This window comes from uncultured Paracoccus sp., assembly GCF_937873615.1.
Lineage (GTDB): Bacteria > Pseudomonadota > Alphaproteobacteria > Rhodobacterales > Rhodobacteraceae > Paracoccus.
This window is the reverse complement of record NZ_CALMYP010000036.1, coordinates 36,764-57,184: the sequence shown is the minus strand read 5'-3', so window position 1 is coordinate 57,184 and position 20,421 is coordinate 36,764. Positions and strand designations below refer to the sequence as shown.

Sequence of the window (20,421 nt, the reverse complement as noted above, 5' to 3'; positions counted from 1 at the left end):
TGATCCGCTCATAGACATCCTGGCTCAGCTTCGACCCGGCCTTGTGCGCCTCGTCCATGATCACAAGCGGACGGTGCACATGCATCAGGTTGGCAAAGCTAAACCGGATATCGCCCTTCATCGGGCCATCGTCATTGCGCTCCAGCCCCGGCGTATTGGGCGACACGGTCGAAAAATGCCCCTCCAGCATCTCGTGATGGGCATAGACCTTGCGTCCATCCGTGTTGCTGACGCGCAGCGTCTGGATCGTGCCGACCACGACACAGAGGTTTGACCGCAGGTCATGCGGCGTCACTTGCGTGAAATCGCCAATATCGAACACGCGCACACGGCCCTCGAACGCCTCGTCCAGCACCTGCCTGTAGGGGTGGCGCGGGTTTTTCAGCGCCTCGGCGGTCTGGATGCGGATCGTGTTCGTCGGCACCAGCCACAGCACCAGCGGGAAATCTTTTTCCACCCAGGCATCCTTGGCCACGGTGATGGAATGCGCCGCCAGAATGGTCTTGCCGCCCCCTGTGGGCAGGCGCAGGCAGACATAGGGAACCTCGGGCAGCGCCTTAATCGGTTTGTAGCCCGCCGCATAGCCCTTGAGCCGTTTGGCCAGTTCGGGTTCCGCCGTGATCGCCTCATAGGCCGGTTTCGGGCCGACGATCCGCGCCTCTTCAAAGAATTTCCGCAGCGTGGCGAGCGAGGCTTTTTGATAGTCCTTCAGCTTCATTTGCGCGCCTTCACATCATAGGGGGTTTGTTTGAATTCGATCTGTTCGGCCTTCAATGTTGCGTCAGACAGCGCCGTGCGTTCGCCGTAAACGGTCAGGGGGCCGGTGAAATCGCCCATGGCGGCACGGATTGCGGCCAGCGTCTTTCGGGTCAGCACGTTGCCGCCCGACACCGACTTGTCGCCAAGGATGCCGTTGTAGAGCAGTGCATAGCCCTTGCCCTCTTGTGCCCCAAGGAAGGGGGTCAGGGGCTGCGGTTCCGTCCACGGGCTGCCGGTTTCCGCGAACCATATATGGGCGGCGAGCACGGGAAAGCGGATATCGGGCTGGATCTGGCCGTCTTCCGTAAAGACCGGCGGGCCGAGGCGGTAAAAGCGGAAACCGCCGCCGCCCTGCCAGTTCTGCGCCTTGGAAATCCCGCCCTGTTCGCCGTCGATGACCTTTTGCAGACGCGGCGCGCAATGGGTGACGGCGTGGTCCCCCATCTCGATCCCGATATAGCGCCGCCCCATCTTTTGCGCCACGGCAGCGGTGGTGCCAGAGCCAAGGAAGCTGTCCAGCACGAGGTCGCCGGGGTTGGTAGCCAATTCGAGGACTTTCCGCAAAAGCGCCTCTGGCTTTGGCGTTGAAAATAGATCGGTTACTGCCACACCGGGGAAAAGGCTTTTTAGTTCGTATTTTGCAGCCCGGTTATGGCTTGTGTCGGCTATATCGACCCAGAGTGTTGATGGAGGCAATCCCGCCATGTCGTTCAAATATGTACGACGGATCAGGCGCTTTCCATCGTCGGAAAATCGCAGTTCACCAGTTGCCAACTTCTTTTCGATTGTATCCCTTGACCACCTCCAACCATTTGGTGGGTGCTTGATTGTATGCCCTTGTGGGCTTGTGATGTTGAATTGAAGCGTCGGACGGAGACCCGGATTGTTAACCGGGTTACCATCGAACCACGGCCCGTTTGGATCATTGTCTGGATTCTTGAAGTGCTTTCGTTTGGAAGGATCGTTCAAAAAGTTTGGACGCCAATCTGCACGGTTTGAGAAAACTTGAATGATGTTGTGGTCTTGAGAAAACTTCGTGACATTGTTGTTGCTGTTATCTGAATTGCGCCAGCTGACTTCAGCTACGAAATTTTTCCGTCCAAAAATTTCATCCATTATTACGCGCAGGTAGTGGCCTTCATTGTCATCTATCGTGACCCAAATCGAACCATCCTCGGCCAGCAACTCGCGCAGCAATTCCAGCCGGGGCCACATCATGGCCAGCCATTGGGAATGCTCCAGATTGTCGTCGTAATGCTCAAACGCCGATCCGGTGTTATAGGGCGGGTCGATATAGATGCATTTCACCTGCCCCGCGTAATAGGGCAGCAGCGCCTTCAACGCCTCAAGGTTATCGCCCTGGATCAGCATATTGCCCAGCGAACGGTTGCCATACCCCAGTTCATCGACCTCCTCCAACAGGCGGTAGGGCACCTTTTCAGCGGCGCGCACATCGTCGTCTCGGGTCAACCAGCGTAGGGTGGGCATCTGCTCAGGTCTCTTTCATTCTTGGGCGCGGCGGCGCCGGGTCGTTATCGGTTGCGGGTCAGATAGGCGAATTGCGCCAGCGACAGCAGGACGACAAGCCCGCTGACGGATGCCACCGAGGCAGTCAGCGGATTGGGTGCATGGCCGTTCAAGCTGGCCAGTGCGGCAAGGGCGAAGGCGTAGCCGATGACAGCACAGGCTGCGAGGGCCTGCGCGGTGGGCCAAAACAGCGCGTCGTGGAATGCCGCCCGTGCGTTGGCCCGAACCTCTTCCAACTTCGGCTTGGGCACAATGTTCACGAGGCGCTGATCTCTGGCCGACATCGTTGCAAGCACCTGAGCGCGCTGCCGTTCGAGGGCCTCGCGCATGATCTGTCTCATCTCTTCCGGTGTGGACATAAGCCCCTCGTCAAATCGCCAGCCTGATAATCTCTTCACACTCCGCTGGGTTCAGCTTGCCCGTCTCGGACATCTTGCGGACCAGGTAGCGGACAATCTTCGCCTCTTTTTCCGGCGGTACTTCCAGCCCGTGTTCGGTCAGGAATTCGCGCGTCACCACAACGGCGCTTTCGATGATCTCGTCTGTCATCTTGGTGGTCATGCCCGACCGCCCAAGTAGCAGCCATTCCGCTGACAGGTCGTATTCCCGGCACAGTTTGACCGCGAGGCTGATCGGTAGATCGGTCGCCTCACGTTCATAGTTCTTGTAGGCCGACTGAGAGATTCCGAGTTCCTCCGCAAAGGGGATCTGCGTTTTGCCAAGGCTTTTTCGGAAATGTGCCAATCGCTCCGCAATCGTCATTGGGCTTGCGTCCTGTATCGAATCGTGTACATTGCTTCGGTGGCGATACATTTCAGATCAGATTCGTCTCGCCTTTTGCAGATTGTCTACGATTTTCCAAGGATTCGCCATGCAAAATAATCTGGAGACGCCAAAGGAGTTGGCCCAGCGTCTGGGTTGGCCTGAGCGCCGCGTCCGGTCGCTGATCACAGCGAAGCAGCTTCGTCACGTGAAGATCGGCGGAATGTACTTCGTTCCTCAAGGGGCATTCGATGAATTCTTGAATGCCAACATGGTTGAACCCGACCAACCGCAGGGAGGACGGGGATGATGGCGAACCGTCCTGCAATAGTGACAAAAGTCGAGGTCGCCCGCAGCATCGCTGCTGCAATTGCGGCGGGGCTGAAAATCGGACGGGTGGAGGTGGACCATCGCGCCGGTCTGGTCGTGATCGTGCCCGAGGGCAGCCCAGATGACAGCGGCGGCAACCCTTGTGACCGATTGTTGAAATGAGCCGCAGGAAAGGGAAGAAGTATCCATATGTTCGGAAAAACATTGTGAAAGGGCGGATTTACTGGCGTTTCGAAAAGGGGGATTTCCGAACGAATATACCCGGGCCCTTCGGATCATCGGATTTTGACTCGGCGTATGAAGCAGCGTTAGAACACGTGAAGCTACCAAAGGTGCGCGCGAAGACGGATACGATTGGCTGGTTGATTGAGCAGTTTCTCTCCAGCGACCGCTACAAATACTCATCGCCGATCCGAAAAGAGACCCTGCGCTACCAGTTCGATTGGCTTCGTGAACAAGCGGGTGACCTGCCCTTTGCGCGGATGGAGGTAGAGCATGTTGAAGCGCTAATGGCTAAAAAGGAAGGCCCATCCGCAGCAAATACTGTGAAGAAGAACCTGTCGATGTTGTATAATTTTGCCGCGAAAAAAAAGCGATACAAGGGGCATAACCCGGCAAAGCTGGCGGATCGGCTTAAGGAAAGCAGGGGTGGCTATCACACTTGGACAGACGCCGAAGTTGCGCGGTTCCTGACGCGCCATGGGCCTGGCACCAAGGCAAGGCTGGCGATCCTAATCGCACTTAACACTGGCATGGCACGACAGGACCTTTGTGGGGCGAATAGGGACATGTTGCGCGTCAAAAATGGCAAGCTGCGCATCGAATATGCACGCGGCAAGACAGGGGTGGCGGCAGACCTTCCTGTGATTCCCGAGCTGGCAGAGGAGCTTGAGCGCCTTCCGCCTGAACAGCACATATTTTTGGCAAAGGATGACCTGCGAGAAGCCTATAAAGTCACGTCCTTTGGAAACTGGTTTCGGGACCGCTGCCGAGAGGCAGAGGTTCCGGGGTCAATTCACGGTCTGCGGAAGGCTGGAGCAACGAGGCTCGCTGATGCGGGGGCGTCAGACTGGGAGATCGCCTCCTATTTGGCGCATACTGATACCACACAGGCCTCCGTCTACACGAGGCGTGCAAACCGTTCGAAGCTTGCGGATAGCGGTTTCAAAAAACTTGGGAAATTGTCCAACTCTTCTGACCCGTTGGACAGCGAGAAGGAATAGTCCATGATTAACAATGTTTTACATGAAAAAGTGGCAGCCCGTAGGGGAATCGAACCCCTCTTTCCAGGTTGAAAACCTGGCGTCCTAACCGATAGACGAACGGGCCAGCATTGGCGGCTGCGAGCTTCACTCGCGGCGTGGAGCGGTGTTTAGGTCAGGCTCGCGAAGGCCGCAAGTCGAAAAATTGCCTCGCACGAAATTATTTTCGATTACAGCGCGGAAGCGTCGTCGAGGCGCAGCCGGACCCGGGCGCGGCCGCCCCAATGCGAGAGTTCCAGCTTGCCGGCAACGTGGAAACGGCGCCCGCGCGCGCCCAGAAGCGCGGGACCGAGCGGGCCCTGCATGGCGCCCCAGGCGACGGCCTCCAGCGGCTTCTGGCCAGCCACCCGGAACGCCGCGCGCAGGTGCCCGTCGCCCATGGTCGCGGCGCTGTCGAGGATCAGGTCCGAGAAGGCATAGCGCGGGGCAGGGGCGGCCTGACCAAAGGGGCCGGCTTGCTCGATCATCTCCATCAGCTCGGGGGTGGCGGCGGCAGGCTCCATCAGGCCGGAGATGCGCAGATCGTTCGCGCCGCTGCGGTTCTGCAATTCGGGCGCGATCAGCGCGGCCAGGCGCTCCATCGCGGCGGCGATCATCGATTCGGCGACGGTCAGGCCGGCGGCCATCTTGTGACCGCCGCCCTTCTCGATCAGCCCTTCGGCCGAGAGGCGATGCACGGCGCGGCCCAGATCGACGCCCGGGACCGAGCGGGCCGAGCCCTTGCCGATGCCGCCCTCGACCCCGATCACCACCGAGGGCAGGCCGGTGCGTTCCTTCACCCGGGCGGCAACGATGCCGACCACGCCCGGATGCCAGCCGTCGCCGGCAGCCCAGCTGAGGGCCGCGTCATTGCGCGCCTCGACCTGCGAGAGCGCCTCCTCGCGGACGGCGGCCTCGATGGCGCGGCGGTCGCGGTTCAATTCGTCCAGTTCCTCGGCCAGTTGGCGGGCCTGCGCCGGATCGGTGGCGGACAGGCAGCGCGCGCCCAGATCGGCGCGCCCGACGCGGCCACCGGCATTGACGCGCGGACCGATCATGAAGCCCAGATGAAAACTGCTGGGTGCCGTGTCCATGCGCGAGACATCGGACAGCGCCACCAGCCCGGGCCTTTCGCGCCGCGCCATGATGCTTAGCCCCTGTCGCACGAAGGCGCGGTTGACGCCGATCAGCGGGGCGACATCGGCCACCGTCGCCAGTGCCACCAGATCCAGCATCGGCAGAAGCGGGGGCTCGGTCTGGCCGCGCGCGCGCAGGACCCGGCCGGCCTGCACCAGCGTCAGGAAGACCACGCCCGCAGCACAAAGATGGCCAAGCGCGCCATCCTCGTCCTGGCGGTTGGGGTTCACCACGGCAAGCGCCGGCGGCAGCGTTTCGCCGCCCAGATGGTGGTCGAGCACCAGGATATCGGTGCCGGCACCGGCTGCCAGCGCCTCATGCGAGAGCGTGCCGCAATCGACGCAGACGATCAGGTCGTGATCCTGCGCCAGCGCGGCGATGGCGGGGGCATTGGGGCCATAGCCCTCGTCGATGCGGTCGGGGATATAGAGCGTCGCCTCGCGGCCCTGATGGCGCAGCCAGTCCAGCAGCAGCGCGGCCGAAGCCCCGCCATCGACATCGTAATCGGCGAAGATGGCGATTTTCTGGCCCTTCACCGCCGCCTCGACCAGCCGTTCGGCGGCTAGGCCCATGTCGCGCAGGTCAAGCGGGTCGGGCAGCATCTCGCGCAGGGTGGGCGACAGGAACCCGGGCACATCCGCAGCCTCGATCCCGCGTTCGGCAAGGATGCGGGCGACCGGCAAGGGCAGGTCGGCGGATTGGGTCAGGGCCTCGGCCCGGCGGTTCAGCATGTCGTCGGGACCGACCCAGCGACGACCGCTCAGCGAGGTTTCGACATTCAGGAAAGCGGCGCGATCTGGCATGGCAGGGTTCTGCGCCAGTGCCGCGCCGCTTGCAAGTCCATCAATGGCTGTCAGCGTCCGCTCACCTGATCGGGTTGCGATAGATCATCCGCCGCACCGAGCCGGTTTTCGAGCGCATGAGGATGGTCTCGGTCTCCAGGAATTTCGGTTCGCGCTTCACGCCGCGCACGATGGAACCGTTGGTCACCCCGGTGGCCGAGAAGATCACATCCGCCGTCACCATGTCGTCGCGCGAATAGATGCGGTCGAAATCGGCGATGCCGGCCTTGCGGGCGCGGCCACGTTCGTCGTCATTGCGAAACAGCAGCCTTCCCCACATCTGCCCGCCCATGCATTTGAGCGCCGAGGCCGCCAGAACGCCCTCAGGCGCGCCGCCGGCACCCATATACATGTCGATCCCGGTCAGGTCTGGTTCGGCGCAATGCATGACGCCGGCCACATCGCCATCGGTGATCAGCCGGATTGCGGCGCCGGTGGCGCGGACCTCTGCGATCAGGTCCTCGTGGCGGGGGCGTTCCAGAATGCAGACGGTGATGTCGGTGGCCTTCACGCCACCGGCCCTGGCCAGTGCCGCCACCCGCTCGGTCGGGGTCATGTCGAGGCTGACCACGTCCTTCGCATAGCCCGGCCCGATGGCCAGCTTGTCCATATAGACATCGGGGGCGTGCAGCAGCGTGCCGCGCGGGGCCATGGCGATCACGGTCAGGGCATTGGGCATGTCCTTCGCGGTCAGCGTCGTGCCTTCCAGCGGGTCGAGGGCGATATCGACCTCGGGGCCCGAACCATTGCCGACTTCCTCGCCGATGAACAGCATCGGGGCCTCGTCGCGCTCGCCCTCGCCGATGACGACGACGCCCTTGATATCCAGAAGGTTCAACTGGTCGCGCATGGCGTTCACGGCGGCCTGATCGGCGGCCTTTTCGTCGCCGCGCCCGATCAGCGTGGCCGAGGCATGGGCTGCGGCCTCGGACACGCGGGCGAGGCCCAGCGAGAGCATACGGTCGTTGAAATCCTTGGACGCGGGCATCTTTTCTCTCCGGAAAGGGGTGGTTGCGGCCTGTCTAGGCGGGGTTCGTGACGGCGGCAAGACTGGGGGCGCTAACGGTGGGCTTGGCAGCGGCGGCGCGATGCGATAAGCGATGCCCATGTTCGCACGCCGCATCACCTGCTGCATTATCCGCTGACGCATTTCTGCGGGGCGAGGTGCTGTGACCGGATCCCCGCAAGGGGGAACCATGGTCGAAATCAGCCTGACCAATACGCGCATCCGCAAGAAGGAACGGTTCGACCCCATCGATCCGAAAAATATCCGCGTCTATGCCTGCGGCCCGACTGTCTATGATCGCGCCCATCTGGGCAATGCGCGCCCGGTGGTGGTCTTCGACGTGCTGTTCCGGCTGCTGCGCCATGTTTATGGCGAAGATGCCGTGACTTACGTGCGGAACTTCACCGATGTCGACGACAAGATCAACGCCCGCGCCGCCGAGACCGGGCGGCCCATTCGCGACATCACCGAGGAGACCATCGGCTGGTATCACGACGACATGGACGCGCTTGGCGCGCTGCGACCGACCCATGAGCCGCGCGCGACCGATTACATCGCCCAGATGATCGCCATGATCGAGGATCTGATCGCCAAGGGTTTCGCCTATGCCGCCGAGGGGCATGTCCTGTTCGAGGTCCGCAAGTTCCCGGAATATGGCAGGCTCTCGGGGCGGTCACTGGACGACATGATCGCCGGCGCCCGGGTCGAGGTCGCGCCCTATAAACGCGATCCGATGGATTTCGTGCTGTGGAAACCGTCGAGCGGCGATCAGCCGGGTTGGGACTCGCCCTGGGGTCATGGCCGGCCCGGCTGGCATATCGAATGCTCGGCCATGTCGGCGGAACTGCTGGGCGATGTCTTCGACATCCATGCCGGCGGTATCGACCTGCAATTCCCCCATCACGAGAACGAAATCGCCCAGAGCCGCTGCGCCCATGGCAGCGAGGTGATGGCGAATGTCTGGCTGCATAACGAGATGCTGCAGGTCGAGGGCAAGAAGATGTCCAAGAGCCTCGGCAATTTCTTCACCGTCCGCGACCTGCTCGATCAGGGCATTCCGGGCGAGGTGATCCGCTATGTGCTGCTGATGACGCATTACCGCAAGCCGATGGACTGGACGGCGGAGAAGGTGCGCGAGGCCGAGGCGACATTGCGCAAGTGGCGCGGCCTGACCGAGGGCATCGAGCCCTCTGCCAGCCCGGCCCCCGCTGTGATCGCCGCACTTGCGGATGACCTGAATACGGCGGGGGCGATTGCGGCGCTGCATGATCTGGCGAAGGATGGGGATATTCCTGCGCTGAAAGCTTCGGCAGCACTTGTCGGACTGCTTGACGACAGGCTTGGCGATTGGGTCGCGGGCGGGCCGGACCTTGCAGGCTTTGCGGCGCAACTGGACGCGCTGCGTATTGCGGCCAAGGCCAGCAAGGATTTTTCGGCGGTGGACGCGATGAAGCAAAAGCTGACGGCTGCCGGTGTCGAAATTCGAATGACCGCGACAGGTGTTGAACTGTCCGCCGGTCCCGGGTTCAGCGCAGCGGAGTTGGAGCAGATATGACCGACCGCCTTTACCTCTACGACACCACGCTCCGCGACGGCCAGCAGACGCAGGGCGTGCAGTTCTCGGCTGCCGAGAAGGTGGAAATCGCGCGGATGCTCGACGCGCTTGGTCTCGACTATATCGAAGGCGGCTGGCCGGGTGCGAACCCGACCGACAGCGAGTTCTTCGACAATCCCCCAAAAACCCGCGCCACGCTGACGGCCTTCGGGATGACCAAGCGGGCCGGACGCTCCGCCGGCAATGACGAGGTTCTGGCGGCGGTGCTGAATGCCGGGACCGGCAGCGTCTGTCTGGTCGGCAAGACCCATGATTTCCATGTGCACGAGGCGCTTCGGATCACGCTGGACGAAAACCTCGACAATATCTCGGCCTCGCTGGCGCATATCGTCGGCCTCGGGCGCGAGGCGCTGTTCGATGCCGAACATTTCTTCGACGGCTGGAAGGCGAATCGCGATTATGCGCTGCAATGCCTGCTGGCGGCGCGCGATGCCGGCGCACGCTGGATCGTGCTGTGCGACACCAATGGCGGCACGCTGCCGCATGAGATCGCGCAGATCGTGGCCGAGGTCATTGCCGCCGGCATCCCCGGCGAAAGGCTGGGCATCCACACCCATGACGATACCGGCAATGCGGTGGCGGGCAGCCTCGCCGCGATCCGGGCGGGCGCGCGGCAGGTGCAGGGCACGCTGAACGGATTGGGCGAGCGCTGCGGCAATGCCAATCTGACCACGCTGATGGCGACGCTGGCCCTGAAGCCGGAATTTACCGCGCTCGTGCCGCAGATCACGGCGGATGCGCTGAAATCGCTGCAGAAGACCTCGCGCCGGCTGGACGAGATCCTGAACCGCGCGCCGGCGCCGAACGCGCCCTATGTCGGGGCTTCGGCCTTCGCGCATAAGGCCGGGCTTCATGCCAGCGCCATCGTCAAGAACCCGACGACCTATGAACATGTGCCGCCCGAAAGCGTCGGCAATGCCCGCATCATCCCGATGTCGAACCAGGCCGGGCAATCGAACCTGCGGGCGCGGCTGAAGGATGCGGGGCTTGAGATCCCCGAAGGCGCGGATCTGGCCGCGATCCTGACCGAGGTGAAGGCGCGCGAGGATCAGGGTTATGCCTATGACGTGGCGCAGGCCAGTTTCGAACTGCTGGCGCGCCGCCATCTGGGCCAGCTGCCGCGCTTCTTCGATGTCGAACGCTACCGGGTCATCGTCGAGCGTCGGCGGAATGCGAAGGGCGCGCAGGTCTCGGTTTCCGAAGCGGTGGTGACGGTGCAGATCCACGGCCAGCGGGTCATGTCGGTCAGCGAATCGCATGGCGAGGCCGATCATGACGATCGCGGCCCGGTCAATGCGCTGTGGCGCGCGCTCGGCAAGGATCTGGGTGCCTATCAGGCCAGCATCGACGACATGCGGCTGGCCGATTTCCGCGTCCGCATCACCGGCGGCGGGGTCGAGGCGGTGACCCGCGTCACCATCGACAGCGAGGACGGGCAGGGCAATCGCTGGTCCACCGTCGGCGTGTCCCCGAACATCGTCGATGCCAGTTTTGAGGCCCTGCACGACGCCATCGTCTGGAAGCTGATCCATGACGGGGCGACGGCGTGACGCCGGAACATTGCGCCGAATTGCTGCGCGGGGCCGATCCCGACCGTTTCGCCAGCACCATGGCCGCCGAGCCGCATGACCGGGCGAAGCTGGCCACGCTTTATGCCGCCAATCTGGAGATCGCGCGTGCCGCCATCGCCTCTCTCGAGCCGCTGATCTGCCAGATGCGCCTGCAATGGTGGGCCGATCAGGTCGCGGCCATGGCCGAGGGGCGCGCGCCCACGCCTCACGAGATCGCCTTGCCGCTGTTCGAGGCCTGGGGGCCGGAGATCGCGCCGCTGGCCGGGCTGATCGAGGCGCGCCAGCAGGACAGCTTGCGCGAACCCTTCGCCGGTCAGGCGGCACTTCTGGCCCATATCGACGGCTGCACCGGCACGCTGATGCGGCTGGCGGCGCGGGGCTGCGGGCTGGACGGGTATGACGCCCTGATCGACGAGCAGGCGCGGGGGGCCGGGCTGGCGGCATGGCTTGGCGCCTATCCACGGCTGCGCGCGATGAATATGGGGCTGGCGGGCGATGCGCCCGACGCCTTGGCGGGGCTGGCCGGGACCGGGCTGGCAGCGCTCGATAGGGCGCGCCAAATGGGCCGGGGGCTGCCGCGTCGCGCGGCGCCTGCGCTTTTCGCCGGGGCCGGGGCGCGGCAGGTGCTGCGCGCCGTCGCTGCCGGGCAGAACGCGGCGATATCGGAGTTTCGGCGCAAGCTCTCCTATGCCGCGCTGGCATTCCGGGGGCGCTGGCAGGGCTGAAAGCGCCCGCCCGGTGCGCCGTGACGCGACGAAACTGTGCCGTTCAGTCGACCTGCGACAACCTGCGCCCGGGCAGCGCCGTTGCAGGATAGATGCCGGCAGGTCATAAACTTGACCGGTCAGAATCGATTTCGGATCAGGAAGGTGCGCCCCAGATGCAATATGAAACTCCGGGTCCGGTAGAGCGGGACTGGTCCGACGCGATCTCCAGCATCGAGGAGATCATCGAGGATGCCCGCAATGGCCGCATGTGCGTTCTCGTCGATCACGAGGACCGCGAGAACGAGGGCGATCTGGTCATTCCGGCGCAGATGGCGACGCCCGATGCGATCAACTTCATGGCCACCCATGGCCGCGGGCTGATCTGCCTGTCGCTGCCGGGCAGCCGGATCGACGCGCTTGGCCTGCCGCTGATGTCGCCGAAGAATTCCAGCCGGCACGAGACCGCCTTCACCATGTCGATCGAGGCGCGCGAGGGGGTGACGACCGGGATTTCGGCCCATGACCGCGCCCGCACCGTGGCCGTGGCCATCGACCCGACCAAGGGCGCGGCCGACATCGCCACGCCGGGCCATGTCTTCCCGCTGCGCGCCCGCGAGGGCGGCGTGCTGGTCCGCGCCGGCCATACCGAGGCCGCCGTCGATATCGCCCGGCTGGCCGGGCTGAACGCTTCGGGCGTGATCTGCGAGATCATGAACGAGGACGGCACCATGGCCCGGCTGCCCGACCTGATCGCCTTCGCGCAACGCCACGGGCTGAAGATCGGCACCATCAGCGACCTGATCGCCTATCGGCGGCGTCACGACAACCTGATCTCGGAACGCGCGCAGCGGCCGGTGCAATCGGTCCATGGTGGCGACTGGATGATGCGCATCTTCGCCGACGAGACCCAGGGCGCGGAACATATCGTGCTGTCCAAGGGCGATATCTCGACGCCCGGGCCTGTGATGGTGCGGATGCATGCGCTCGATCCCTTGCATGACGCGCTGGGCATCGCGCGCGCGGGGGCCGGCGATCTGCCCGCCGCCATGCGCATGATCGCCGAGGAGGGCAGGGGCGTCGTGGTGCTGATCCGCGATCTCAGCCAGAAGATCACGGGCGAGGGCGAGGTCAGCCCGCATACGCTGCGCCAATACGGGGTCGGGGCACAGATACTCTCGACGCTCGGCCTGCGGGAGCTAATCCTGCTGACCAATACCGCACCGCTGAAGATCGTCGGGCTGGACGCCTACGGGCTGTCCATCGCCGAGACGCGCGCCATCGAGAGGGGATGAGAATGGCCGGAACCGCGCATGAAGCCCTTCCGCTGCCGCGTTTCGACACGCCGGTCCGGCTGCTGATCGTGGTCGCGCCCTATTACCGGGGCATCGCCGACGGGCTGATCGCCGGTGCCCGCGCCATGGCCGCGCGGGCCGGCGCCGTGGTCGATCTGATCGAGGTGCCGGGCGCGCTCGAAATCCCCACCGCCATCGGCATGGCCGCGCGCAGCGGGCGCTTTGACGGGTTCGTCGCACTTGGTTGCGTGGTCCGGGGCGAGACCACGCATTACGATACCGTCTGCAATGACAGCTCTCGCGGGTTGACGCTGCTGGGGCTGGAAGGCGTCGCCATCGGCAATGGTATCCTGACGGTCGAAAATATCGAGCAGGCAGAGGTCCGTGCCGATCCTCAGGATCAGGACAAGGGCGGCGGCGCCGCAGCGGCGGCCTTGCATCTGGTCGCGTTGTCGCGCAAATACGCGCCCACCCGCGAACGCTCGGCCCCCGATCCCGGGGCGCATGATCCCATCCGCCTCGCGGGCCGACTTGAAGGACCGACCGGCGCATGAGCAGCCCCAGACGACATGACGAACGACGCCAGCGCAGCACCGCCGCGCGCTTCTATGCCGTGCAGGCGCTGTTCCAGATGGAGGCCGCCGGCCAGTCCGCCGACCGCGTCCGGCGCGAGTTCGAGGATTGGCGCATCGGTCACGAGAGCGAGGACGAAATCTCGGCCGAGGCCGACGAGGCGCTGTTCGCCCGCATCCTCGACGATGCCGTGACCTGGCAGGCCAAGGTCGACCAGATGACCGACCGCGCTTTGGTCGCCCGCTGGCCCATCGACCGGATCGACCCGGTGCTGCGGGCGCTGTTTCGTGCCGCCGGTGCGGAACTGACCGCCGCCAAGGCCCCGCCTCGGGTGATCATCAGCGAATATGTCGGCATTGCCGATGCCTTCTTCCCCGATGGGCGCGAGGCGAAATTCGTCAATGCGGTGCTGGACCACATGGCCCGCGAGGCGGCGCCGGAAAAGTTCGACTAGGCGCGCCAGCCGCGCCGGCTCTGTCAGTTTTCACGTCGCGTTGCGGGCATATTCATCGGCAAGCTTTGGTGCTAGACTGAGTCTCGCATTCCGGAGAATTGCCATGCCCAAGCTCATTCGCCTTTATATCGTCAATGTCGCCATCGGCTTCGGCCTTGCGGTGGCCTTTACCGCCATGCTGATCGGTTTCGATATCGCCAACCTTCGGCACCTTGTCTTCGCGGACCGGATGGGCTGGGTCGCCGTGCTGATGCTGGTGGTGTTTCACACCGTGCTTTTCGCCGGCGTCCAGTTCGCCATTGCGGTGATGCGGCTGGCCTCGGACGATCAGAACGGCGGCGGCGGGCGGCGGGTGCGGATCTTCACCGAACGCGCCCGGGTCACTCAGCCGGCGCGGCGCGCGAATCGGCTGCGCTGATCGCCCCACCGGCTGCATCTGCCAAATGAATGTCAAACGAGCGGCGCCAACGGGCGCCGCATTTCGTTAACGCGATGTGGCAACTCGATCACGGTCGATTCACGTTATTTCGGCCTTGGTAACGGAACTGAAACCTCGGCGCCGACGCCGTGAACGCAGCGTGAACAAACTGATATGTTCAGTGCCGCTGGAATCGAATTGATCGCAAACAGGTTTTGGCCGCGAGCGGCAGATTCGGCACCGATTCCGCCATTGGTTTCCTCTCGCGCCGTCACATTTTCGACATCTGGACAACCGCATCCCGGGTCGTGGAAAGCCCGCCGGACGGGGCGTAGGTGATGCAACGGAGACAGCGCGACGCCGAATGTCGCGCCACCATAAAAAGAGGATGGAGACCATGAAAGCAGTTGCTCTTATTGCTGGCGCCACCGCCATCGCAACCACCCTGTCGTTCCCGGCATTCGCCCAGACCGAAATCACGACCGGTGCGAATATCTCGGGCGTTTCGGATGTGAACGATCGCCTCGACGACGTGCAGGACGCGGTCGAAGACGATTTCGCCCGTTCCAACGATGCCGACCGTTTCGGTCCGAACGATCGCCGTCAGGGCCTGTTCGGCGGCGTGTCGCTGACCTATGCCGGTTCGACCGGCAATGACGAGGGCCAGGACTTCGCCCTTGCCGCCCGCATGGCCTATAATCAGGGCCGGTTCGCACAGTCGGTCGGCCTCGGCATCGAATATGGCGAAGATGATGACGGCGACAAGGACAAGGAAGAAGTCTACGCGATCTATGACGCGCAATACTACTTCAACGACCGTTTCTATGCCTTTGCGCTTGGCCGTATCAACAATGACGGCATGGTGCAGGACGATCTTGACGACTATGCCGATGGCACCCTGTCTGCCGATGACATCGACGATCTGCCGGGTCGCAAGAAGCGGGACGCCTTCCTTGGCTTCGGTCCGGGTTATCGCGTCATCAACACGCCGGACACCACCTGGCGCGTTCAGGCCGGTATCGGTGTCCGTTACACCAAGATGGTCGATATGGATGAGCCCGATTACCTGAAATCGGAAACCGAGACGGGCTATATCCTGTCGTCGCGGGTCTATCACCGGATCAACGAAAACCTGTTCATCACCAATGACACCGATTACCTGACCTCGGATTCGGCCGGTGACGAGATCACCAACGAACTGGGCATGAACGTGAAGATGTCGGACACGCTGGCAACCCGCGTGTCGCTGTCGACCGATTACCAGGAAAACCGTGAGATCCGCACCGACAATACGCTGGGCGTGTCTCTGGTTTACGGCTTCTGATCCTTCCCTCGGATCGAGGCCTCTCGGCGAAGGGCGGTCCTTGGGCCGCCCTTCTACCTTACGAGAAAGCCGCCCCCGAAGGGACGGCTTGTGGCGGGAACCGCAGCGACCGTGGGCGCGCAGGTTTTCCCGAAAGCCTGGAGAACCAGGTGGGCGCCGGGTAACATGACCAGGGCCATGACAGAGCCAGCCCCCATCGAGAAATTATAGGCCAGTGGAAAAAGTGGCCCGCACGAGAAGAGCAGAAACCCGCCGAGGATCAGAAATAGGCGCGTTCCTAGCGCCTTTCAAGACCGCCCGACCGGGGCCGAAGCGGGGCAGGGGCTTGCATGATGTTTGTGCTTTGTTCATGATCTGCCCATGCAAATGACCGAGCCGAACCTTCCCGAGCAACCCGGATTCCGCCTGGCGCGGGGCGTGGCACGGCTGCTGCGCAGTCTCGATCACGCGGTGCTGTGTGAATTCGTGCCCTCGCGCGGGCTGCGGGTCGATGTGATCTCGATCACGCCAAAGGGCGAGATCTGGATCGTCGAATGCAAAAGCGGGCGGGCGGATTTCACCGCCGACCGCAAATGGCAGAACTATCTGGAATGGAGCGACCGTTTCTTCTGGGCCGTCGATACCGATTTCCCCGATGATCTGCTGCCGCCCGATACCGGGCTGATCCGCGCCGACGCTTACGGCGCCGAGATCCTGCGCGATTCGCCGCTGACGAAGATGGCCGGGGCGCGGCGCACGCGGCTGACGCGGGACATCGCCCGGACAGCCTCGATCCGGTTGCAGGCCCTGACCGACCCGGTCGCAGGCGGACAGCCGGAACGCGGCACCTAATCTAACGGCGCGGCTTGCCCTTGCCGGATTTTGGGGCGCTCAGATCGCGCGCCGCCTCGGCTGCGGCCAGAAGCTCCTCGGCGATTTCGGCGGCCTCCTCGGGGTCGAAGTCCAGCGGCAGGTCGATGCCGTCGCCCTCGACATAGATCCGCACCATCCCCTGATCGGTCGGCCCGATCTGGATATTCGCGGAGATATCGCTTTCGCTGTTGATGCCCATGGCGCTGTCCTTTTTTTCCGTCCTAACCCGATGGCGAAATTGCGGCAAGTCCGGCCTTGCATCCTGTGCATTGCGGCGGTAAACGACGCCAACCGTGCCGCCTTAGCTCAGTTGGTTAGAGCGCTGGATTGTGGATCCAGAGGTCCCCCGTTCAAGCCGGGGAGGCGGTACCATTTCCCAAATCTGCGAACGCGCGCCCCGGTTGTCAAAGATTTATGGCATCCGCCGGAACGGGTCGCCGCCGGCCCGCGTTTTGCCTTGCAACCCTGAACTCACCTCGGAAGGAAGACTGCCATGCCCCGCAACGATCAGAATGCCGAGACGAAGAAGGAAGAGATCAAGGCCGCCGCCGAAGCCGCCGCCGGAAAGGCGCAGGAGGCTGCCCGTCAGGCGCGCGAAAAGGCCGGGGAATACGCCGAATCCGCGCGCGAGCTGGGCCATGAATATGCCGAGGCCGCCCGCGACGAGACCCGCCGGCTGTACCGTCGCGGTCAGGACGGGGCGCATCAGATCGCCTCTCATGCCGAGGATTACTATGACGATCTGTCGGCGGCGGTGCGCCGCAACCCGGCTCAGGCGCTTGGCATTGCCGCCGGCGTCGGCTTTCTGGTCGGCCTGCTGATCGCGCGTCGCTAAGCGGGCAGGGGTCGGATGTTCGATTACCTCGACCGGCTGCAACTCGCGCTTGGCGACAAGGCGCGCCGGACCGGGATGAAATCCGGTGCCGGTGCCGTGGCCGGGATCGGCGCGGGTTTCCTTCTGGCCGCCTTGTGGAGCTGGCTGACCTGGGGGCTGGATCTTGGCCCGACCGTCGCCTCGCTGATCATCGGCGTGGCCTTCCTGATCGTCGCGCTGATCATCTGGCTGGCCGCGTCAAAGCACAGCCATCCCATGCCCACGGGCGAGGAATTGCGCAGCGAGATCGAGGCCCGGCTGAGCGGCATGGCAGATGCCGCCATCGACAAGGCGAAATCCCGGGCTGAGGCTGCCGTGGACGGGGCCCGAAGCCGGGTCTTTTCGATCTTCGGCTCGGCCGGCGATACGGTAAAGGACACCGAAGCGGCCATGTCCGACATCGCCCGAGAGGGCGGCGAGGCGCTGAAGGATGCGCGCGAGACATTGGACCGCGCCGTCGGGACCAAGGCCGGGCCGGCCATCGGTCTGGCCGGGGCCTTCGCGCTTGGGGTGGTCATCGCCTCAACGTTAGGGCGCAGTCGTGGCAAGGACGACTTTTACTATGACGATTGGGACGAGGACGATTATTACTGATCGCCAGACAGGTCCGCCAGATTGGCGGGCCTTTTCGCATCAGGGGCAGGGTTTGATGGTGATCGCCTCGCCCGGCTCCGCCCCAAGATCGCGGCAATCCTCACCATCGCAGAAACGCCAGGCCGATGGGGTCGCACCCGATGCGGCCAGCACCAGTTCCGGGATCGGTGGCAAGCTCGGGCGCCAGATCCACCAGCCGTTTTCCAGCTTCGCATTCGGCCCCGGTTCCATGCCCGCCCCCGATCCCTTGATCGCGGCCTTGGTCAACTGCAATCCGGCATCATTGACGGTCCATTCCTCGTGCCATTCGACCTTCTCGACCGAATGGGTCCATTCCAGCGAGAATCTGTCGCCCGACAAGGCAAGGGCGACGGCGCCGATCAGAAGGCAGCTCATTCAGGCTTTCTTCTCATCCACCAGACGAAGCCGAAGACCGCCGTCAGCGCCAGCCCGATCTCGTCGGTCAGGGGCAGGGCTGCAACCAGGGTAAAGGCGGCGACCATGGCCAAAGCGCGTTCCCAGATGGCCAGCCGGTGCCCAAGCCAGCCGATCACCGCCACGCCCCAAAGCCCGATGGCGATCACGCATTTCAGCACGATATAGGCCACGGCCAGCGGAAAGCCCACCGCCTCGGCCAGCGGCCCGCCGGTCTGCAGCATCAGGGCGGGCGTATAGACGGCCATATAGGGGATGACGAAGCCTGCGGCGGCGACCTTGATCGCCTCCAGGCTGATCTTGAAGCCCGATTCCCGCGCGATGGGGGCGGCGGCGAAACAGGCAAGCGCCACCGGCGGGGTCAGGTCGGCGAGAATGCCGAAATAGAAGACGAACATATGGCTGACGATCAGCGGCACCCCCAGTTCCAGCAGCGCGGGGGCGGCGATGGAGGAGGTGATGATGTAATTCGGGATCGTCGGGATCCCCATGCCCAGCACGATGCAGGTGATCATGGTCAGCAGCAGCGACAGCAGCAGCGAGTTCTCGCCCACGCTGACGATGAAGATGCCGAAGGTGTTCGCGGCCCCGGTCAGGGTCATGGTGCCGATGATGACGCCCACAAGCGCGCAGGCGACGCCGACGGGCAGGGCGGTCTTGGCCCCCTCGGCCAGGCTGTCGATCACCTGCCAGATGGTCGCCTGCCCGCCATTACTGAGCGTGCTGACAAGCAGCAGCACAGCGACAAGCGCCCAGAGCATCACCTCCTGCTTGCCCTGCAGCAGATAGCCGACCAGAAGCCCAAGCCCGATCCAGAAGATCGCCCGGATCGCCATCGAGGGCAGGCCCAGCATCAGCGAGGCGCCGAGGATCAGCATGATCGTCAGCGCAAGGCCGACCGCACCCGCATAAAGCGGCGTATAGCCGGAGAACAGCAGGAAAACGAGGACTGCCAGCGGCAGGATCAGATACCAGCCCTCGCGCAATGCCTTGCGGGCCGAGGGCAGGTCCTCGACCGCCATGCCGCGCAGATCGCGGCGTCCGGCCTCCAGATGCACCATCCAGAAGGCCGAGGCGAAATAGAGGATTGCCGGGATGATCGCGGCGCGCACCACTTCGACATAGGCGACGCCAAGCGTCTCGGCCATGATGAAGGCCACAGCCCCCATGACCGGCGGCATGATCTGCCCGCCCATCGAGGCGGTGGCCTCGACGCCCCCGGCGAAGGCCGGGCGATAACCGAAGCTTTTCATCAGCGGAATGGTGAACTGCCCGGTGGTGACGACATTGGCGACGCCGGAGCCCGAGATCGTGCCCATCAGACCGGATGACACGACGCTGACCTTGGCCGCGCCGCCCATCTTGTGACCGACCATGCCAAGCGAAACATCGGTGAACAGCTTGATCATCCCGGCTTTCTCAAGAAACGAGCCGAAAAGGATGAACAGGAAGATATAGGTGGCGCTGACATAAAGCGGCGTGCCGTAGATGCCTTCGGTCCCGAAGGCCATCTGCTCGACCACCTGTTCCAGCGAATAGCCGCGGGTCTGCAGCGCGCCGGGGAAATACTGCCCGAACAGCGCATAGATCAGGAAGACGCCGGCCACGACGGGCAGGGCAGGGCCCATGACCACCCAGGCGGCGGCGAAGACGGCGATCAGGGTCAGGATGCCGACCATGGTATCCAGACCGTTGATATCGCCCGCGCGCATCATCAGCGGGACGTATTCGACCCATTGATAGGCGGCGATGCCGACCCCGATCAGCCCCATGACCCAGGACAGCGCCTGCCAGGGCTTTGCGCGCCCGCGTAGCAGCGCCAGCAGCGGAAAGCCCAGAAGCAGCAGGAAGCCCAGATGGATGGCGCGCTGGATCTGGCTGTTGAGGTTCAGCAGATGCGCCGCCGTCGCGATCTGGTACAGCGAGAAGGCGACCGCGATCCAGAACAGCAGCCGGCCTTGCAGATTCTGCGGAAAACTTTCGGCCAGCGGATCGTGCAGGCCGAGATCGGCCGTTTCGGCCGGGTGGGTATCGACGGTCATCTTGGCGCTTTCACTGGCAGGATCGGGCCGGAACGCGGGTTCTCGCGCGCCCCGGCCCGGACAGCA

General features: G+C 63.8%; 23 protein-coding genes, 2 tRNA genes and 1 other RNA gene. 15 read left to right on the top strand and 11 right to left on the bottom strand.

The window, feature by feature from the left end; all coding sequences use genetic code 11:
* The 4 genes from Q0330_RS10260 to Q0330_RS10245 form a co-directional block, all read right to left on the bottom strand.
* Positions 1-718, bottom strand: a 718-nt coding sequence (locus Q0330_RS10260; protein ID WP_299478287.1) for a DEAD/DEAH box helicase family protein, incomplete at its 3' end; no start/stop codon positions are given.
* On the bottom strand, positions 715-2,229 hold the full coding sequence (locus Q0330_RS10255; RefSeq protein ID WP_299478284.1) for a site-specific DNA-methyltransferase: 1,515 nt from the start codon (positions 2,227-2,229) through the stop codon (positions 715-717). The genes Q0330_RS10260 and Q0330_RS10255, both read right to left, overlap by 4 nt.
* Positions 2,230-2,291: 62 nt before the next feature.
* Complete coding sequence (locus Q0330_RS10250) at positions 2,292-2,627, bottom strand: hypothetical protein (protein ID WP_299478281.1); 336 nt, start codon at positions 2,625-2,627, stop codon at positions 2,292-2,294.
* A 28-nt stretch (positions 2,628-2,655) separates the two neighbouring features.
* The gene (locus tag Q0330_RS10245) at positions 2,656-3,048 is read right to left on the bottom strand and encodes a helix-turn-helix transcriptional regulator (RefSeq protein WP_299478278.1); all 393 of its coding nucleotides are present in this window, start codon (positions 3,046-3,048) and stop codon (positions 2,656-2,658) included.
* Positions 3,049-3,157: 109 nt separating this feature from the next.
* Here Q0330_RS10245 and Q0330_RS10240 point away from each other — a divergent pair, with 109 nt between their 5' ends.
* Genes Q0330_RS10240 through Q0330_RS10230 form a run of 3 tightly spaced genes read left to right on the top strand, consistent with a single transcriptional unit; the run spans position 3,158 to position 4,601 of the window.
* Entirely contained in the window at positions 3,158-3,358 is a 201-nt protein-coding gene (locus Q0330_RS10240; RefSeq protein ID WP_299478275.1) for a helix-turn-helix domain-containing protein, read from the top strand.
* Positions 3,355-3,540 (top strand): hypothetical protein, encoded by a 186-nt coding sequence (locus Q0330_RS10235; RefSeq protein WP_299478272.1) that lies wholly within the window; start codon positions 3,355-3,357, stop codon positions 3,538-3,540. The genes Q0330_RS10240 and Q0330_RS10235 overlap by 4 nt, the downstream gene beginning before the upstream one ends.
* Entirely contained in the window at positions 3,537-4,601 is a 1,065-nt protein-coding gene (locus Q0330_RS10230; RefSeq protein WP_299478269.1) for a tyrosine-type recombinase/integrase, read from the top strand. The genes Q0330_RS10235 and Q0330_RS10230 overlap by 4 nt, the downstream gene beginning before the upstream one ends.
* Before the next feature lie 31 nt (positions 4,602-4,632).
* Here Q0330_RS10230 and Q0330_RS10225 read toward each other — a convergent pair.
* From Q0330_RS10225 to glpX, 3 genes are all read right to left on the bottom strand, one after another.
* Positions 4,633-4,707: transfer RNA gene (locus tag Q0330_RS10225), tRNA-Glu, on the bottom strand.
* 103 nt (positions 4,708-4,810) lie between these two features.
* On the bottom strand, positions 4,811-6,559 hold the full coding sequence (recJ, locus tag Q0330_RS10220) for a single-stranded-DNA-specific exonuclease RecJ (protein WP_299478266.1): 1,749 nt from the start codon (positions 6,557-6,559) through the stop codon (positions 4,811-4,813).
* 61 nt (positions 6,560-6,620) lie between these two features.
* Positions 6,621-7,586 carry a class II fructose-bisphosphatase gene (glpX, locus tag Q0330_RS10215; protein ID WP_299478263.1) on the bottom strand — a complete coding sequence of 322 codons (966 nt, stop codon included), beginning with the start codon at positions 7,584-7,586 and terminating at the stop codon, positions 6,621-6,623.
* Positions 7,587-7,794: 208 nt separating this feature from the next.
* Between glpX and cysS the strand changes: the two genes are divergently transcribed.
* The 8 genes from cysS (at position 7,795) to Q0330_RS10175 (ending at position 15,558) form a co-directional block, all read left to right on the top strand.
* Positions 7,795-9,159: a cysteine--tRNA ligase gene (gene cysS, locus Q0330_RS10210; protein ID WP_299478260.1), complete on the top strand. Its 1,365-nt coding sequence runs from the start codon at positions 7,795-7,797 to the stop codon at positions 9,157-9,159.
* Positions 9,156-10,769 (top strand): citramalate synthase, encoded by a 1,614-nt coding sequence (gene cimA / locus Q0330_RS10205; protein ID WP_299478256.1) that lies wholly within the window; start codon positions 9,156-9,158, stop codon positions 10,767-10,769. Before cysS ends, cimA begins: the two co-directional genes overlap by 4 nt.
* Positions 10,766-11,515, top strand: coding sequence for a squalene/phytoene synthase family protein (locus tag Q0330_RS10200; protein ID WP_299478253.1), 750 nt, complete (start codon positions 10,766-10,768; stop codon positions 11,513-11,515). Before cimA ends, Q0330_RS10200 begins: the two co-directional genes overlap by 4 nt.
* Before the next feature lie 155 nt (positions 11,516-11,670).
* Complete coding sequence (ribB, locus tag Q0330_RS10195; protein WP_299478250.1) at positions 11,671-12,789, top strand: 3,4-dihydroxy-2-butanone-4-phosphate synthase; 1,119 nt, start codon at positions 11,671-11,673, stop codon at positions 12,787-12,789.
* 2 nt (positions 12,790-12,791) lie between these two features.
* Positions 12,792-13,343, top strand: coding sequence for a 6,7-dimethyl-8-ribityllumazine synthase (locus Q0330_RS10190; protein WP_299478247.1), 552 nt, complete (start codon positions 12,792-12,794; stop codon positions 13,341-13,343).
* Entirely contained in the window at positions 13,340-13,816 is a 477-nt protein-coding gene (nusB, locus tag Q0330_RS10185; RefSeq protein WP_299478244.1) for a transcription antitermination factor NusB, read from the top strand. The genes Q0330_RS10190 and nusB overlap by 4 nt, the downstream gene beginning before the upstream one ends.
* Before the next feature lie 103 nt (positions 13,817-13,919).
* The gene (locus Q0330_RS10180) at positions 13,920-14,234 is read left to right on the top strand and encodes a hypothetical protein (protein WP_299478241.1); all 315 of its coding nucleotides are present in this window, start codon (positions 13,920-13,922) and stop codon (positions 14,232-14,234) included.
* 397 nt (positions 14,235-14,631) lie between these two features.
* A complete protein-coding gene (locus Q0330_RS10175) occupies positions 14,632-15,558 on the top strand; it encodes a DUF481 domain-containing protein (RefSeq protein ID WP_299478238.1) in 927 nt (308 codons plus the stop codon).
* 93 nt (positions 15,559-15,651) lie between these two features.
* Here the strand turns inward: Q0330_RS10175 and ssrS are convergent.
* Positions 15,652-15,809, bottom strand: a non-coding RNA gene (gene ssrS / locus Q0330_RS10170) — 6S RNA.
* 109 nt (positions 15,810-15,918) lie between these two features.
* Between ssrS and Q0330_RS10165 the strand changes: the two genes are divergently transcribed.
* Entirely contained in the window at positions 15,919-16,389 is a 471-nt protein-coding gene (locus Q0330_RS10165) for an MmcB family DNA repair protein (protein WP_299478235.1), read from the top strand.
* Position 16,390: 1 nt separating this feature from the next.
* On the opposite strand, the gene Q0330_RS10160 is transcribed toward Q0330_RS10165, so the two are convergent.
* Positions 16,391-16,609 (bottom strand): DUF6324 family protein, encoded by a 219-nt coding sequence (locus Q0330_RS10160; protein WP_299478232.1) that lies wholly within the window; start codon positions 16,607-16,609, stop codon positions 16,391-16,393.
* 96 nt (positions 16,610-16,705) lie between these two features.
* On the opposite strand from Q0330_RS10160, the gene Q0330_RS10155 reads away from it, so the two are divergent.
* The 3 genes from Q0330_RS10155 to Q0330_RS10145 all read left to right on the top strand — a co-directional run bounded on the left by Q0330_RS10155 (position 16,706) and on the right by Q0330_RS10145 (position 17,878).
* Positions 16,706-16,782 (top strand) — tRNA-His (locus tag Q0330_RS10155).
* A gap of 121 nt (positions 16,783-16,903) precedes the next feature.
* Entirely contained in the window at positions 16,904-17,245 is a 342-nt protein-coding gene (locus Q0330_RS10150) for a DUF883 domain-containing protein (protein ID WP_299478229.1), read from the top strand.
* A 15-nt stretch (positions 17,246-17,260) separates the two neighbouring features.
* Positions 17,261-17,878, top strand: coding sequence for a phage holin family protein (locus Q0330_RS10145; protein ID WP_299478224.1), 618 nt, complete (start codon positions 17,261-17,263; stop codon positions 17,876-17,878).
* Positions 17,879-17,917: 39 nt separating this feature from the next.
* On the opposite strand, the gene Q0330_RS10140 is transcribed toward Q0330_RS10145, so the two are convergent.
* Both Q0330_RS10140 and Q0330_RS10135 read right to left on the bottom strand, forming a co-directional pair.
* Positions 17,918-18,274, bottom strand: coding sequence for a DUF1850 domain-containing protein (locus tag Q0330_RS10140; RefSeq protein ID WP_299478221.1), 357 nt, complete (start codon positions 18,272-18,274; stop codon positions 17,918-17,920).
* Positions 18,271-20,355 (bottom strand): TRAP transporter permease, encoded by a 2,085-nt coding sequence (locus tag Q0330_RS10135; protein WP_299478218.1) that lies wholly within the window; start codon positions 20,353-20,355, stop codon positions 18,271-18,273. The genes Q0330_RS10140 and Q0330_RS10135 overlap by 4 nt, the downstream gene beginning before the upstream one ends.
* Between the last annotated feature and the right edge of the window lie 66 nt (positions 20,356-20,421).

Excerpts from the sequence above, each read along its gene's own strand:
- Q0330_RS10250 (WP_299478281.1), bottom strand. The coding sequence starts at position 2,627 with ATGAGACAGATCATGCGCGAGGCCCTCGAACGGCAGCGCGCTCAGGTG.
- Q0330_RS10245 (WP_299478278.1), bottom strand. The coding sequence starts at position 3,048 with ATGACGATTGCGGAGCGATTGGCACATTTCCGAAAAAGCCTTGGCAAA.
- Q0330_RS10240 (WP_299478275.1), top strand. The coding sequence starts at position 3,158 with ATGCAAAATAATCTGGAGACGCCAAAGGAGTTGGCCCAGCGTCTGGGT.
- Q0330_RS10235 (WP_299478272.1), top strand. The coding sequence starts at position 3,355 with ATGATGGCGAACCGTCCTGCAATAGTGACAAAAGTCGAGGTCGCCCGC.
- Q0330_RS10230 (WP_299478269.1), top strand. The coding sequence starts at position 3,537 with ATGAGCCGCAGGAAAGGGAAGAAGTATCCATATGTTCGGAAAAACATT.
- recJ (WP_299478266.1), bottom strand. The coding sequence starts at position 6,559 with ATGCCAGATCGCGCCGCTTTCCTGAATGTCGAAACCTCGCTGAGCGGT.
- glpX (WP_299478263.1), bottom strand. The coding sequence starts at position 7,586 with ATGCCCGCGTCCAAGGATTTCAACGACCGTATGCTCTCGCTGGGCCTC.
- cysS (WP_299478260.1), top strand. The coding sequence starts at position 7,795 with ATGGTCGAAATCAGCCTGACCAATACGCGCATCCGCAAGAAGGAACGG.
- cimA (WP_299478256.1), top strand. The coding sequence starts at position 9,156 with ATGACCGACCGCCTTTACCTCTACGACACCACGCTCCGCGACGGCCAG.
- ribB (WP_299478250.1), top strand. The coding sequence starts at position 11,671 with ATGCAATATGAAACTCCGGGTCCGGTAGAGCGGGACTGGTCCGACGCG.
- Q0330_RS10190 (WP_299478247.1), top strand. The coding sequence starts at position 12,792 with ATGGCCGGAACCGCGCATGAAGCCCTTCCGCTGCCGCGTTTCGACACG.
- nusB (WP_299478244.1), top strand. The coding sequence starts at position 13,340 with ATGAGCAGCCCCAGACGACATGACGAACGACGCCAGCGCAGCACCGCC.
- Q0330_RS10180 (WP_299478241.1), top strand. The coding sequence starts at position 13,920 with ATGCCCAAGCTCATTCGCCTTTATATCGTCAATGTCGCCATCGGCTTC.
- Q0330_RS10175 (WP_299478238.1), top strand. The coding sequence starts at position 14,632 with ATGAAAGCAGTTGCTCTTATTGCTGGCGCCACCGCCATCGCAACCACC.
- Q0330_RS10165 (WP_299478235.1), top strand. The coding sequence starts at position 15,919 with ATGCAAATGACCGAGCCGAACCTTCCCGAGCAACCCGGATTCCGCCTG.
- Q0330_RS10160 (WP_299478232.1), bottom strand. The coding sequence starts at position 16,609 with ATGGGCATCAACAGCGAAAGCGATATCTCCGCGAATATCCAGATCGGG.
- Q0330_RS10150 (WP_299478229.1), top strand. The coding sequence starts at position 16,904 with ATGCCCCGCAACGATCAGAATGCCGAGACGAAGAAGGAAGAGATCAAG.
- Q0330_RS10145 (WP_299478224.1), top strand. The coding sequence starts at position 17,261 with ATGTTCGATTACCTCGACCGGCTGCAACTCGCGCTTGGCGACAAGGCG.
- Q0330_RS10140 (WP_299478221.1), bottom strand. The coding sequence starts at position 18,274 with ATGAGCTGCCTTCTGATCGGCGCCGTCGCCCTTGCCTTGTCGGGCGAC.
- Q0330_RS10135 (WP_299478218.1), bottom strand. The coding sequence starts at position 20,355 with ATGACCGTCGATACCCACCCGGCCGAAACGGCCGATCTCGGCCTGCAC.